This window comes from Leptodesmis sp. (genome assembly GCF_052746595.1).
This window is the reverse complement of sequence record NZ_JBRAGO010000054.1, coordinates 1-14,061: the sequence shown is the minus strand read 5'-3', so window position 1 is coordinate 14,061 and position 14,061 is coordinate 1. Positions and strand designations below refer to the sequence as shown.

At 50.1% G+C, this 14,061-nt stretch carries 13 protein-coding genes; 4 read left to right on the top strand and 9 right to left on the bottom strand.

Annotated features, from left to right (window positions below):
• Window positions 1-18: 18 nt before the first annotated feature.
• The 5 genes from ACUVQO_RS13065 to ACUVQO_RS13045 all read right to left on the bottom strand — a co-directional run bounded on the left by ACUVQO_RS13065 (window position 19) and on the right by ACUVQO_RS13045 (window position 2,357).
• Window positions 19-459 (bottom strand): histidine kinase dimerization/phospho-acceptor domain-containing protein, encoded by a 441-nt coding sequence (locus ACUVQO_RS13065; RefSeq protein ID WP_445926310.1) that lies wholly within the window; start codon window positions 457-459, stop codon window positions 19-21.
• On the bottom strand, window positions 460-603 hold the full coding sequence (locus ACUVQO_RS13060; RefSeq protein WP_445926309.1) for a hypothetical protein: 144 nt from the start codon (window positions 601-603) through the stop codon (window positions 460-462).
• A gap of 39 nt (window positions 604-642) precedes the next feature.
• On the bottom strand, window positions 643-1,824 hold the full coding sequence (locus ACUVQO_RS13055; RefSeq protein WP_445926308.1) for a CHASE2 domain-containing protein: 1,182 nt from the start codon (window positions 1,822-1,824) through the stop codon (window positions 643-645).
• The gene (locus tag ACUVQO_RS13050; RefSeq protein WP_445926307.1) at window positions 1,821-2,003 is read right to left on the bottom strand and encodes a hypothetical protein; all 183 of its coding nucleotides are present in this window, start codon (window positions 2,001-2,003) and stop codon (window positions 1,821-1,823) included. The genes ACUVQO_RS13055 and ACUVQO_RS13050 overlap by 4 nt, the downstream gene beginning before the upstream one ends.
• A gap of 132 nt (window positions 2,004-2,135) precedes the next feature.
• Window positions 2,136-2,357, bottom strand: a complete 222-nt coding sequence (locus tag ACUVQO_RS13045) for a FecR domain-containing protein (RefSeq protein WP_445926306.1) — start codon at window positions 2,355-2,357, stop codon at window positions 2,136-2,138.
• A gap of 255 nt (window positions 2,358-2,612) precedes the next feature.
• On the opposite strand from ACUVQO_RS13045, the gene ACUVQO_RS13040 reads away from it, so the two are divergent.
• On the top strand, window positions 2,613-4,181 hold the full coding sequence (locus ACUVQO_RS13040) for a glycosyltransferase family 39 protein (protein ID WP_445926305.1): 1,569 nt from the start codon (window positions 2,613-2,615) through the stop codon (window positions 4,179-4,181).
• Complete coding sequence (locus ACUVQO_RS13035; protein WP_445926304.1) at window positions 4,178-5,314, top strand: mannosyltransferase family protein; 1,137 nt, start codon at window positions 4,178-4,180, stop codon at window positions 5,312-5,314. Before ACUVQO_RS13040 ends, ACUVQO_RS13035 begins: the two co-directional genes overlap by 4 nt.
• Before the next feature lie 22 nt (window positions 5,315-5,336).
• Here ACUVQO_RS13035 and ACUVQO_RS13030 read toward each other — a convergent pair whose 3' ends face one another.
• From ACUVQO_RS13030 to msrB, 4 genes are all read right to left on the bottom strand, one after another.
• Window positions 5,337-8,657, bottom strand: coding sequence for an AAA family ATPase (locus tag ACUVQO_RS13030; RefSeq protein WP_445926303.1), 3,321 nt, complete (start codon window positions 8,655-8,657; stop codon window positions 5,337-5,339).
• Between the two features lie 48 nt (window positions 8,658-8,705).
• Window positions 8,706-8,858 carry a hypothetical protein gene (locus ACUVQO_RS13025; RefSeq protein WP_445926302.1) on the bottom strand — a complete coding sequence of 51 codons (153 nt, stop codon included), beginning with the start codon at window positions 8,856-8,858 and terminating at the stop codon, window positions 8,706-8,708.
• Window positions 8,859-8,876: 18 nt separating this feature from the next.
• Window positions 8,877-9,893, bottom strand: a complete 1,017-nt coding sequence (gene egtD, locus ACUVQO_RS13020) for an L-histidine N(alpha)-methyltransferase (protein WP_445926301.1) — start codon at window positions 9,891-9,893, stop codon at window positions 8,877-8,879.
• Window positions 9,894-10,380: 487 nt separating this feature from the next.
• Window positions 10,381-10,806 carry a peptide-methionine (R)-S-oxide reductase MsrB gene (gene msrB / locus ACUVQO_RS13015; protein WP_445926300.1) on the bottom strand — a complete coding sequence of 142 codons (426 nt, stop codon included), beginning with the start codon at window positions 10,804-10,806 and terminating at the stop codon, window positions 10,381-10,383.
• 105 nt (window positions 10,807-10,911) lie between these two features.
• Between msrB and ACUVQO_RS13010 the strand changes: the two genes are divergently transcribed.
• The gene (locus ACUVQO_RS13010) at window positions 10,912-12,090 is read left to right on the top strand and encodes an MGDG synthase family glycosyltransferase (RefSeq protein ID WP_445926299.1); all 1,179 of its coding nucleotides are present in this window, start codon (window positions 10,912-10,914) and stop codon (window positions 12,088-12,090) included.
• Between the two features lie 20 nt (window positions 12,091-12,110).
• Window positions 12,111-13,691 carry a glycoside hydrolase family 1 protein gene (locus ACUVQO_RS13005; protein WP_445926298.1) on the top strand — a complete coding sequence of 527 codons (1,581 nt, stop codon included), beginning with the start codon at window positions 12,111-12,113 and terminating at the stop codon, window positions 13,689-13,691.
• Window positions 13,692-14,061 lie beyond the last annotated feature (370 nt).

Genomic DNA, 14,061 nt, shown 5'->3' with positions numbered 1-14,061 from the left:
AATTAATTCCAGTAAATGCTATCCACTGCGATTAATAATGCTGATATATTCCTGATGTTCAGGATTGCTAGAGTCAGCATTATTCATTAACTGCGTGAAGCCCAGAATAGCATTCAGGGGAGTGCGCAATTCATGGCTCATATTGGCCAAAAGTTCACTTTTAGCGCGATTAGCATTTTCAGCCGCTTCTCTCGCCTGTTTCAGTTCTAACTCAGTTTGTTTGCGATCGCTAATATCTTCGATTAACAGCAACAAGCCGTTCGATTGGTTACCTGTGGGGGAGGAAGAATACACTAGCGGATCCAGCATCAAGTCAAACCAGCGTTGGCCATGTCTCAAATTTTTGTGTCGAATTGCATGGCCCGCTTTCAGACTTCTCAGGCTCGTCTGCCACTGTTCCTGACTCAGCCAGTGAGGCACTAATTTATCCCGTAAACGGTGGCCGATCGTAACGTGCAACTAGGTCGCAGCCAATGGGTTACAAAACCAGATCACTCCATCCAGGTCAGTGGCTAAGAGTCCCATCGTTAAATTGTGGGCGATCGCTGCCTGGGCAGATTGAGATCGACCCAATAGTTCTGCCAGGGCCGCTAACTGAACCACTCGTGAAACATTGGATTCAGAATCAGGGAGAAAAGGGTTCTAAGTTGCTGTAACGGCAGGCCAGGGATGGGTTGTATCCCAGATCAGATCCTGTCGATAACGCTGCCAAAGCCGTTCAATCTGTTGCCGCAGGAGATAGTTCTCCCGCAATTGTTCAGTCAGGGCAATGGCCGCCGCTGTCAGGCTGAATAGGGCAATGGGCAAAGCTACTGGCAGCAAATAATTAGTCCGCAGCAGGAGAATACTGAGAAACACCCACAGCACACTGATGCCATGAATCACCAGCAGTTGCTGTCGGGTGCTCAAACCCGATAACACCCAACTCAAACTGGGGCCACCCAGGAACAGAATGCAGATTAACCAGCCCGGACTTAAGGGCCGTAAATAATTCTGTTGCAGCAAATTATTAATGACTGTGGCATGAAGGTAAACGCTACTCGCTGGCGGATTTTGATCAAACGGAGTGGCCATAGAATCGAGGCCAGTTGCCGTCACCCCGACTAACACAATTTTGTTTTGCAAGGCAGATAGTGGTACTCTGCCACGGACTACATCCGCAAATGAATATTGACGGAGACTGTTGGCAGACCCCATCCAATTCACCCACAGGGGAGACTCCAGGGTGGGCAGTGGAATCGGTTGTTGTACTAAGCCATACGCCTCCACTGTGGCTACCCCGAAAGCGGGTTCGCCTTGAATGTAAAGGTTCACCTGGCGCACAATGCTGTCTGCATCTTCACGCTTCAAGACGTGCCCCGTAGCGATCGCAGCCTGCTCCAGCAGTGGGACGGGTTGCAGTGGTAGCCCAGTCGCATCCCAGGCTGTTGCTAACACGATCCGACCCTGCGTAGTCATGGCCTCTGCTAATTGAGCATCCACTGGACTGGATTCAGACCAGATTAAGTCCACCGCAACGATCGCAGAATTCGCTTGATGCAGCACATTCAGAAGTTCAAGGTAGGATTGCCGGGGCCAGGGAAAGCGACCGAGTTGACGCAAACTGGCATCATCAATCGCTACCGGCACCAGTCGATCATCCCAGGGGAGTTCTCCCCGTGCTCGAAACATAGCGCGGTAAGCAATTCGCTCTAAAGGCTGAAAAAGTCCCAGTAGCAGTAGCAAGGTAATCAAGAGCAGGGTTAAACTTCCTGGCAGAAGTCGCCATAGGGTTACCCTCCCTGCTAGGAGCCGCCACCGATGCTTCTGGAATAACCCCTTCATAGAGTGATTGTCAGTTGATGGGTCTGCTGCCGACCCAGTGGTGTAATTACTGTAACCTGAAGTTTCTGGACAGATACGGCTGGCAGCATGATGCTAAACCAGCCGTTGCGATCGGTCACTTGCGGGACATTTGCAACCAGTACGGTATTGACCGGATCAACCTGCCCCCAGAAGTGCACCTGACGCAGCCCACGCTGGATGAGCTGTTCCAGGGTATAGCGTATCTCGGTATTATCCCTCAGAGGAACAGGTGGGGTTGGCGGTTCTCCCGGTATTGTAAAGTTTTGAAATCCGGCAGGTACGGCAACCGTCTATCCCTGAGCTGTAGTAACAACAGCGCCTGTCAGCGTTGCAAGTCCCGTTTTGCCATTGGGCTGCACCGCTACGCCAAACTCGGTACCTCTTACAGCACTGACACCTGCTGGAGTTTGCAGTTGCAACCTGGAGCCACGATGGGTAAACCGCCGTAACCGCAGCCGTACCTGCCCATAAGGAACACTTAAATGAGTGATGCGACCATTATCCGGAGCCATGCCCAACATCTGGACGTTAAATAGTTATACGTTCGTCATTTTGCACCTCACTAGCGCTTGGTATATTTTATGACTGAAGGGACTGATTACTGATATCTCGTTTGGATGATAACCATCCTTGATCAGGATGATGAAACACCTGCATGGTATGGTAAACGGGCTGCAACTGGATTGCATCCTAACCCACCAGGAAAAATCATTGCTATGTAGAGGAACCCCCCTATGTTGTTGCCAAACCACAGGCTACTCAGAAGCATGCAGATGTTGGGTATTGGCCTCTTAGTCCTAACAATGAGCTTTCGGTTCATTCACCTCGATCGCAAAGTCTACTGGCATGACGAGGTATATACCTCAACCGTAATCACAGCTCGTCCTGGACACTATCTCAGCGAAGGCTTGTTTCAGAACAAACTCGTGAAACCAGCCGATCTCCTCGCCTATCAGCAGTTTGTACCGGGTTTAACCTTAACCGACATGATTGTTCGCAAGGGATTAGAAGACTCCCAGCATCCCCCGTTCTACTACACCCTGTTGTATTTTTGGGCACAGATAGCAGGTACGGCTCCGGCAGTTTTGCGGGGATTTTCCACCTTTCTCAATTTGTTAATTTTTCCCGTCGTGTACTGGTTATGTCTGGAACTGTTTGAGTCTTCGCTAGCGGGATGGATTGCGATCGCCCTGTTTGCTGTTTCGCCTTTTCATCTGGTTTTTGCCCAGGAAGTACGAGAATTCGGAGTTTGGGCGGCAATCATCCTGGCTTGTAGTGCACTGCTGCTGCGGGCCATTCGCTCTCCTTCAGGCCAAAACTGGCTATGGTACGGAGCATCCATGCTGGTTGCCTGTTATACGGCACTGTTCACTTTATGGATTGCAGTGGGGCACTTCTTGTATACCCTGGTGATCGATCCAAAGAATCAGTTCTGCAAACAACCGATACGGATTGGTAGGCGCACCATTCTGTGTAGCGTGACGCTGTTGGGAGTTGGTTTGCTGTTTATCCCCTGGCTGTACTTCATGGTTGCATCGGGTGATTTGCTGGGAGCCACAACTTCCTGGGTTTCCGTTCCGCTACCACTGGATATCAGCCTGCAAATGATTAGTTTTAATTTCAGCCGCGGTTTTGTTGATTTCAATGCGGACTTAAGTGATATCCCATCTCAACTTCTGGCGATCGCCCTTCTGATCCTGCAGGGGTATGCCGTGTATGTTCTCTGTCGAACTGCACCAAAACGCATCTGGTGGTTTATTCTCACCTTTACAGGAGTTACGGCCCTCGCCCTGGGACTTCCCGATTTAATTTATGGAGGACAGCGGTTCACGGTCACGCGCTATCTCATTCCCTGTATTGTGGGGTTGCAACTGGCTGTGGTTTACCTGCTGGCGGCTTATTTCAAGGCTCCCCGGCAAAGCTGGAAATTTCGCTTTGCGATCACTACCTTCTCAATTCTGATTATCCTGGGCATTGCCTCCTGTGGAGTCTATGCTCAAGCCAATACCTGGTGGAATAAGGTACTGAATTCTAACTATCATCAGGTGGCTGATCTGATTAACAGTTCCGATCGTCCCCTGGTCATTGCCAATGCATCTAGCTACAATGCGGCCAGCGTAGTTTCCCTCAGCTACCTTCTGAAGCCAGATACCCAACTCCTGCTGCTTCCGGCGGATAGCCCAGATCTCCCGATCAACGCCTTACCAGGAAACATCAAGACCGTTTTTCTCTTCAATCTGCCGGAAGCCTTGCGCCAAGGGTTTGAGGCCAAGTACCAGCGCCCCTTAGTTCAGGCATTCCAGGATCCCTGGAACGATATCTGGAAGAATCCATGAAACATGTTGCCCTTTCCCCGATCGTCAAAGATGGTTTGTTCATCCTCACCCTGTGGTTAGTCAGCCGCCTGGTGATTGTGATTGCTCTACAATGGGTTGCTCCGCTGATCGTCACCACTCCCGTACACCCCGAATGGACATGGGATGCCCGTCCTCATGACTTTATTCCTGGCTATGTTCCAAAACCGGGTTGGGAGGCATTTTCCCATTGGGATGGCAAATGGTATCGCACGATCGTGACCGAAGGCTATGAGTATGTTCAGGATGGTGGCCAGCATTCGATCGCTTTTTTCCCCCTCTTTCCCCTACTCATTCGGGTTGTCATGACTCTGGGGTTGCCGTTCGAGGTGGCTGCCGTGCTGGTGAATAACCTGGCCTTTCTGGGAGCAATGAGCTTGCTTTACTTCTGGGCTAAAGAATCTCAGGGTACATCTGTGGCTCGTTGGGCAACAGCAGTGCTGGCCTGGTGTCCTTCCTCTTTGTTTTGCACTGTAGTTTACAGCGAAGGACTATTCCTGTTGATCACAACGGCTGCTTTACGAGCCTTTGACCACAACCAATATAAGCAGGCAGCAATGTGGGGAGCACTGGCCTCTGCTACCCGCGTTCCGGGAATTACCTTATTCCCAGCATTTCTGTTCACAGCCTGGAAAGAACGCCGACCACCCGCCGCTTATACCGCAGCGGTAGCTTCCAGTGGCGGTTTGTTACTCTTTTGCAGCTATGCCGCGATCGCGTTTGGCGACCCATTGGCATTTGTCAACACTCAGCAAGGATGGCAAGACTACCACCAAAGCTGGATTGCTACCTTGAGGGCGGCCCTAACCTTTCAGCAGAAAGAACTACTGCTCGTCCTAGCACTGGGTGGCAGTGCGTACCTCTTGTGGCATCTTCGACGCAGACTGCCCCTGGTGGCGATCGCTTATGGAGTTTGCGGGTTACTGCTACTCCTGATGGCCGGTTCCGCTTCTTTTTATCGTTATCTGTATGGTATTGTCACCCTATCCTTTGGGTTGGGAGTGGTGCTGGCTAAGCATCGCCGTTGGGGATACGCGGTCTTATTATTTTTCGCTGTATCCCTGTTTATTGAGGCGATTCATTTTGCAACCTGGGATGCCGTGCGGTGGGATTGAGGGTCGTATTGATGAGACAGTTTTACATTACTAATTGCAGCTGAGAGCCAGTATCAGTTTTAAAGACTTCAATGCGGGATTGGAAGGCTTCTTTGAAGTGGGGAACATGGGTGACAGCGAGAATGCAGGCGAAGTCGGGGGCGATCGCGTTAATGGCGGCAATCAGGCGATCGCAGCCTTCCGCATCCTGGGTACCAAAGCCTTCATCTACAATCAACAGTTGCAGAGCCGTGCCAGAGCGTTGAGCCAGCAAGCGGGCCAGGGCTAATCGAATGGCAAAGTTGACTCGAAAGGCTTCCCCTCCAGAGTAGGTTTCATAGGGACGAGTGCCGTGGGCATCGGCAATGAGAATATCTAGAGTTTCAATCAGTTTTGAGTTTTGAGTTTTGAGTTTTGAGTTAGTACGGGTGCGTTGGGTGACAAATTGAACATGGAGTTGATTGGCACTTAAGCGGCCTAAGATATGATTCGTTTCTGCTTCCAGTTGCGGCAGGACGTTTTCAATTATGAAGGCTTGGATACCGTTTTTGCCAAAGGCTTGAGTCAGTTCTTGGTAGATGCGGTATTGTCGTTGTAGAGTTTGGAGTTGAGTGCTGAGTGTCAAGTGCTGAGTGCTGAGGGTTTCTAGTTGCTGTTGTTGTTGTTGCAAGCGGCCACAGGCTGCGAGATGTTCATCTAGTTCCAGTCTGCGTCGTTGCAGTTGTTGTTCCAGTAAATGAATTTGAGATTGGTAATTTGGAGACTGTTCAAGGTGCTGAATTAGAGTTTTAATCTGGTGCTGCAAGGTGTGTAATTGCTCTTGCCGTTCTTGTAGAGTTTGCACCAGATTCGTAATCCGCTGTTGTACCTGGGGAAAGGTTTGCTGCGCCTGCCGCAGTTCTTGGTAGCGTAATTGCCAGGATTGAGCCTGTCGTAATGCGGTGCGCACGGCATTATGCTGTTCCAGGTCGTAGCCCAATTCAGCTAGTTGCTGATCAAGCTGGTTAAGTTGGGTGGTAGCACCGTGAGTATAGTGACTGAGCTGGGTTTGGAGAGTAGCCACTTGAGTTTGGAGATCGGGTTTTCGTTGAGCAATTTGTGTCTGTCGGCGTTGAGCTTGTTTAATTTCAGCCTGCTTAATTTCGGCCCAGCGCCAGCGATCGACTTCTCCCCGTGCCAGCGCCAGATCCTTATCGTCATAATTGAGTTGTTGTAGGCTCTGGTTCAACTGTTGTAATTCTTCCTGCAAATCAGTGGCATAGGTGCCCGTTTGGAGTGCTGCCTGTAATTCTGCAGCTTCTAACGATAAACGTTGGATGGCCTGTTGTACCTCTGTAGTCGCCTGAAGTTGTTGCTGAAGCTGACCTCGGCGTTCCACCATGACAGTGTACTGGTTCAACTGTTGATCCAGATGGCGGTATTCCTTGCGCAAAACCTGAATTTCCCGTTCCGATACCGCCAGCTGTTCGCGAATCACCCAGATCTGGTCAAGAATTTTCTGTCGTTTTTCCTGATGTTTGTTCAGTACTAAAGTCCAGTGGTGTTCATCCAGGGGACGATCGCACAGGGGACAGGGGGGGAAGGAGTGAGTTAAAAGTTTTAAGTTTTGCGTTTTGCGTTTTGCGTTTTGCGGGGTTGGTTCTGGTGAATCCGTTGAATCAAATTTTGGATTTCGGATTTTGGATTTTGGATTTTGAATGGTGGCTGCGATCGTTTCCTGCTGAAGCAGTTGGATTTTTTGATCAACTTCGGCGAGTTGAATTTCGTAGGTACGCTGGTTTTCTTGCAGGCGCTCCATGAAGTTGCGGCGTTCCAGTCCTTTGTCCCGTACCTGCTGTTGATAGGTGCGAAGTTGATCCAATTCGGCAATGCGATCGCTGATCTCTTGCACAGCCTGCTGCAGTTGAGGCTGATGTTTTTGCTGGGCTTGTAACTGTTGGGTGGTTGCTTGCACTTCTTCTAACCGAGCCAGCAGACGAGTTTTGTGGCGATCGAGTTCGGTTTGGAGATGCTGCTGTCGTTGCAATAAGGGGGAGGCTTGCAGATGCAGTTGCTCTAAATGGTTCAGGTGAGCGCGAGCCTCTTGCAATTTTCTTAGCCCTGCTTCAACAGTAGAGGCTTTCCGCAGGGCGTGCTGAATTTCCTGTTCTTGTTGTTGCAAAGCATCTAGTTGAGTTTCGATTTGTTGAATTTTGTTATGAAGTTGGAGAGTCGTTTCAATCTGTTGCTGGTGGGCTTGTTGCCGTTGAGATTGCAACTGTTGATGCTGTTTGAACTGAGCGGCCAGGTATTCCTCTTGAGCTTGCAGGGCCTGGAATCGGGTGTATTCAGCCGCGATCGTGGTTTCCTGACTTAAGATCAAGCTCAAGTCCTGGTGCTGACGGTGAGCCGCCGCTAATTCTTGCTGCAAACGATGATAGTCCTGTTCCAGAATTTGCTGTTGTTGCTGGTGCCAGGTTAGTTGTTGATGCCAGGTTTGCCGCTGATGTTGCAACGATCGCAGGGTCTGCAGCTGTTCGGTATCTGCCGCTTGCTGTTGTTGCAGTTGTTCCAGGACGGCGGCTAAGGCGGACTGCTCCTGGACGATCGCATCTTGTTGTTGCAGTTGGTTCTGAATTCCCTGCAAATTACTTTCTAATACCTCAATCTGGCCTTTCAACTGGCGTGCCCGATCTTTGGCGCGATCGGCCAATTCATCATACTGATTCAGCTTCAGCAGGTCAGCCAGAATCTGTTTCCGTTCCCCCGGTCGCTTCAGCATAAACTCATCTGCCCGCCCCTGCCGCAGGTAGGCCGAGTTAATAAACGTCTCATAATCCAGCTTCACATGTTCCAGAATCAACTGTTGCGTGGCACGAACTCCTTTGGCTGTCAGAGAACGGAAGGAAAAATTTTGAATTTTGAATTTTGAGTTTTGTATTGAGGTATTGGCTCGTGGCTCGTGGCTCGTGGCTTGTGAGGTAAATTCCCTGCTCCCTGGAGATGATTGAATTTCTCCCTCATTTCCCTCATCTTCCCCAGCTTCTCCCGCGCCTCGTACCTCGTGCTCTGCGCCAAGTTCCCTGGCAATCTGAAAATCTAACGTCGTTCCCTGTCCCCGCTGGCGACTGCGGATGATCCGATAGGTGTGCTGGTGGGTGCTGAAGACGAAATCTACCAGAGCTTCGACTTCTCCTAAATGAATCACATCGTCTTCGGAGGAGGCGCGGCTTTCTCCCCAGATGGCCCAGGCGATCGCTTCTAGCAAAGAGGATTTGCCAGCTCCATTCGCTCCGCAGATACAAGCCGTGTGCAGCCCCTGGAAGTTCAGGGTAGCTTCCCGGTAACTGAGGAAATTTTTCAGCGTCAATCGCAGAGGAATCATTGGGTCATCACAAACGTATCTAACCAGTGGCCGGAGCTAGCGCCAGGTTCAAAGAAAAAACATTTGTGGCTTTTCCTGCCAGTGGCTTAATCCCAGATTAGCAGTACGATCGAACTTTAGTACAGTCGATCGGGAGAAGGGGTGGGTGAGTAGGCGGGTAGGCGAGTAGATGGGTGGATGGAATTCTGCCCACTCATCCACTTACCTACTCATCCACCTTTATGGGCAATCTCCCGAACTACACTGACGCTGACACAGAAGCAGGGCAAACCAGCCTTGGGAGTCAGTCCAGGTGCCCAAGGGATGAAACGCCAGATGTTCAAGTTTGCTAATCAAAGTAGGGAGATGGAATTTGCGGGAAATCTCTGTCTGAATGGTTTCTCCGGCTTCCAGAGAAACTTCATATTCCAGTGCTTTGAATTGCACGGTTTGAGCGGTAAGGCTGCGCAGGTGCATCTCGATCTGGTGCTGTATGGGATTGTAGAAGGCCCAGTGAGCGAATTGATGCAAATCAAAATTGGCTTGAAACTGGCGATTCAAATGTTGCAGCATGTTCAAATTGAATTGAGCCGTCACTCCCTGAGCATCGTTATAGGCCGCTTCGATGATGGGAATGGATTTTTGCAGATCGACTCCCAGCAAAAAGAATTCTCCGGGTTGCAGGGCCTGCCGGATGCGAGTCAGGAAGCGATCGCAGGCCGCTTCATCCAAATTGCCGATCGTGCTGCCCAGAAAAATCAACATCCGGTTTTCTGATTCCGCAGGTGGCAGGTGGGCCAGGGCTTGCTCATAGGTTCCAGCTAAACCACACAGCTTAAGTTTGGGATACTGCCCCAGGAGATCGAGAGCCGTGGCCTTTAAAATTCCGGCACTCACATCAATGGGACAATACTGCAACTCGTAGTCCAGTTCACTATAGGCTTCCAGCAATAAGCGAGTTTTTCGGGAACTGCCACTGCCCAATTCCACCAATTCACACGCACCTGTCAGTTGAGTGATCGCCCTAGCATACTGCTCCAGAATTCCCTGTTCCGTGCGAGTGGGGTAATATTCCGGTAAATCACAAATTTGTTCAAACAGGGCAGAACCGCGATCGTCATAAAAATATCGACAGGGTAAAGTCTTTTGCGGCTGGCTAAGTCCCTCAATGACATCTAATCCCTCGGCCACCGTCACTTGAGGAGACTCCAGAGCAATCCAACGGAGACGAGGGTGTTCACAATATTCAATTCTCATTCAGGGTTCTCCTTGCATGACTCAATAGCCCTATTCCAGACTTCCCCTGGAAGGGGAAAAAATAAAACCTACCTTTGGATGAAGAAAAACTTTTAACCGATTTTGGATTGATCTAGGAGGGTGTTTTAAAGGCCCCAGTTTATCCTCTTGATCTGTAAGGGCGCAGCATTCGGGTAACAGGTTTGCGATAGTTTTAGGGATCCTTAGCCGCAGGCCACACCTCTAAGCAGGGCGATCGCGACATCTCAACTACCCTCTAAGCCTGAATCCAGAATTCTCAAAGCTTTTCTAGCTACCAGTATGAAACCGTTAGCTTAATTTTCCCTGAAATCTAAATTAAACCTTGTCCAAGTCCAGAACTGTAGTTTCTCTTATGGGAAAACGACCGTTCTCTAGCTGGACTTGGTTTAGAAGAGGCTGAGATGGGTAGAGGGGGGTAAAAACGTTTCCGCCGAAACGTCTCTACCTCACATCATCCCATCCCCCATTACTCCTTCACCTCTTTGCCTGCTGGCTGAAACTCCAACGCCACGCCATTCATACAGTAACGCTGTCCAGTTGGCTTGGGGCCATCGGGAAAGACGTGACCCAGGTGTCCACCACAGCGACTGCAATGAACTTCTGTGCGCACCATGAACAAAGATCGGTCAGTAGAGGTAGCCACGGCTCCCTCGATCGGCGCATAAAAACTGGGCCAACCTGTACCACTGTTGAACTTAGTTTCTGCCTTAAATAAAGGCTGACCGCACCCAGCACAGGTGTAGATACCATCTTCATAGTTTTTGTCCAGGGGACTGGTGCCTGCCCGTTCAGTGCCATGCTTCCGCAAAACCTGAAACTGTTCTGGGGTCAGTATTTCTTTCCACTCAGCCTCAGTTTTAGTGACTTCGTATTGCTCCTTAGAATCCGCCATGAGTTCGTACCTCTGTAACAATTCTATTTACATTTATCTTAAATGTTGCAAAACAGGATATACACGCCAGTAAAGTTACTTATTTCCCGGCCAGCGGCGACTTCTATGAAACGGATTTTAATCTTACATGCTTCCCTGGGTGCAGGACACTTGAATGCGGCCAAAGCGTTAGCAGATGCATTTCAACAGTTCCCAGACGTGGAAGTTCAGATTGCAGACACGCTGGCCTATGCCAATTCGCTGTATCGGGGAGCAATTACCCAGGCTTACAAGCAACTCAGTGAAAAAATTCCACTGCTCTACAAAGCGTTTTATGAAGGCAGCGACATTAGCGATCTGGACAAATCCCTGGATAGCAATCTGGTGTGGGCCAAGCTGGAACGTCCCTTCTTTAAGGAATTAGGACAACTGGTGAGAGCGTTCGACCCGGATGTGATTGTCTGTGTGCAACAAATTCCTAGTCGCTTGCTGCAATTGCTGGAACAGGAAGACCAGACATCCAAACCTCAATATGTAGTGGTAACAGATGTGATTGCCCACAGTACCTGGATTAACTATGGGGTAGCAGGCTATTTCCTACCCAACAGTTTGAGCCGCAATTTACTGATTCAACGGGGCTTGAACCCGGATGTGCTGCACGTGACCGGAATCCCCGTCAAGTTGGAAATTATGCAGCCCAAAACCAGGGAGGAAACCCGATCGCACCTCAATTTGCCTCAAGATCGCCCAGTCATCTCGTTATTTGGAGGGGGCCTGAATCCTCGACGGGTGCGATCGATGGTGCTGGATTTACTGGAAAGCCCGATTTCAATGGTGCTAGTGGTCGCGGCAGGTCGGAATGAAAAGTTGGAGGAAGCATTAGAAGACTTGACAGCAGGGACTCACGTTAGGCTATGGAAAGTTGGCACGATTGATTATGTGGATGATCTGGTGGTAGCCAGTGATTTGATCATCACAAAAGCGGGGGGACTGATTACCAGTGAAATTCTAGCTCGTGGGACTCCGATGATCATTGTCGATCCGATTCCTGGTCAGGAAGAACAAAATGCGGACGTGATTGCGGCGGCTGGAGCGGGGGTGCAACTTCGATTGTTAGAGATGGTTGGGCCTGCGGTACAGTATCTGCTGCGACATCCAGAACGGTTAGCAGAAATGAGGCAGGCAGGACTGGAGTTGGGTCATCCCCGTGCCGCGCTCACCATTGCTGAACACATTTTGCAAGATCTAGAATCGTCAGGCGTGCGCTCGTCGCATCCATCCTCATCTGCCACCTTTGTCCAATAGTTTTGACAGCATAGTTTTAGATGACAGTACTGCCCTCCATGCAGACGATTCCTAATTTTCCGATGCCTGACCCTGCCCATGAACCGTTCCTGTGGGGAGTGGCAACTTCAGGCTACCAGAGCGAGGGAGGCTATAACGGCCCTGATCAACCCAAAAACAACTGGTGTTTAGCCGAACAGCATGGAGCGGTGATGAAAACTGGGGCCGCCGTGGAATTTTGGACCCGCTACCAGGAAGATTTTCAGCTTTGCCAGAACTTGGGCCTGAATGCCTTTCGCCTCAGCCTGGAATGGGCACGCATTCAACCCTCCAGTCACACTGATCAAGCTCCAGCTCCCCCCTATGATCGGGCTGCGCTGGATGCCTACAGCGATCGCCTTGCAGCCTGTTATCAAGCCGGACTGGAACCTTTTGTCACGCTGCACCACTTCACCCATCCGGCCTGGTTGGGCCTGGATGCCTGGCTGAAACCAGAAACGATCGATTGTTTTGTGGATTACGTACAGGTTACAGTCACTCACATCAATCGTCGTCTGGTCGATCATCACCAACTTTCGCCTATCCGCTGGTACATCACCACCAACGAACCCAATATCCTGGTTCCCAACACCTACCTGAATGGCATGTTTCCGGCAGGCTCACCACCGGGCCTGAAAATCATGCTGCTGGCCTATAACCATTTGCTGGCAGCCCATGTGCGGGCCTACAATGCCATTCATGATATTTATGCCGCCAACGGATGGACAACTCCCTATGTCTCCCTCAACACCTATTGCAGCGACCTGTACTGGTCAGAAAAAGTGCTATGGGATCTGCTGACAGTCCGGCAGGAAAATATCAAGCCGGAAGAATTGCGGGATTATGCCTACGCCCGTGCCCATCGGTTTGAAACAGCCTTACAGAAAGTTGAGCTAAATTTCCGATACAATTTACCCTATCGCTTCGGTCAACTGGCTCGCTGGATCAGTAATCGCTTAGGTCGGCGCAATTTTGATGCTGCCCATTTGCATTTCTTTCTAGAGGTTCTGGAAGCGTCGCCTCGATCGCGGGTGTTTGATTTTCTGGCGATCGATTACTACGATCCGTTCATTGCCCATATTTTCCGCTTACCGTCGTTCTCTGACTTCGAGTTTGAAACCAAAGATTTTCGTGGTTGGTTAATGAGTGGCATTACCAGTAAGTGGTGGGACTGGCGCTATTTGCCGGAAGGGTTACATTTCTTCTGCAAATATTATTCGCAAGAATTCAGTCGAGCCACGGAGAGCGATCGTCTGTGCCCGATTCTGATTGCTGAAAACGGCATGGCCCTACGCCGTAAGCCGGATAACAGCATTGCCATTCACCGTCCTGACGAAATTCATCGCAGTGAATACCTGGAAGCCCATCTGAAACAGGTGCGAAAGCTCCGACAAGAAGGCATTCCGTTAATGGGTTACTTTCACTGGTCCCTGCACGACAACTACGAGTGGGGTTCTTATACCCCCCGATTTGGTCTCTACTCCATCGACTTCACCAACGGCAGCGATCGCCTGGTAGAAGATCACCTGGGCGATCGGCCTGCAGAAACCTATGCTCGATTAATTCAGGGCGAAAACCCATAGCGCTTTACAGCTAGAGAAATACAGGACTGGAGTAAGCATCTGCTCCACTGGTTGGTGTACCTCATTTGAGTTACTATATTCTTGTGACCTAATTTATGGGACTGGTTCATTTCCTACTACTTTCTTATCTTTAGGTATAGCGGCAGGTTTCCTTTGGAGCTACACCTTTTGCAGGATTCCTGACCTCTAATTCACCCATAGATCCTCAATATCAGGAAACCTATCCACTGGTTAAGTCCGATGGTTTTCTCCGCATCTATCTGGTTAGTTTTTGCTTTGGCAGAGCTAGATTTCCCTGATCTGGATGATGTAAGGCTTAGTGGTGCAGAAATCTCAGACGGTCTCAGTATGAGAAGTTGGTCACTTTAGA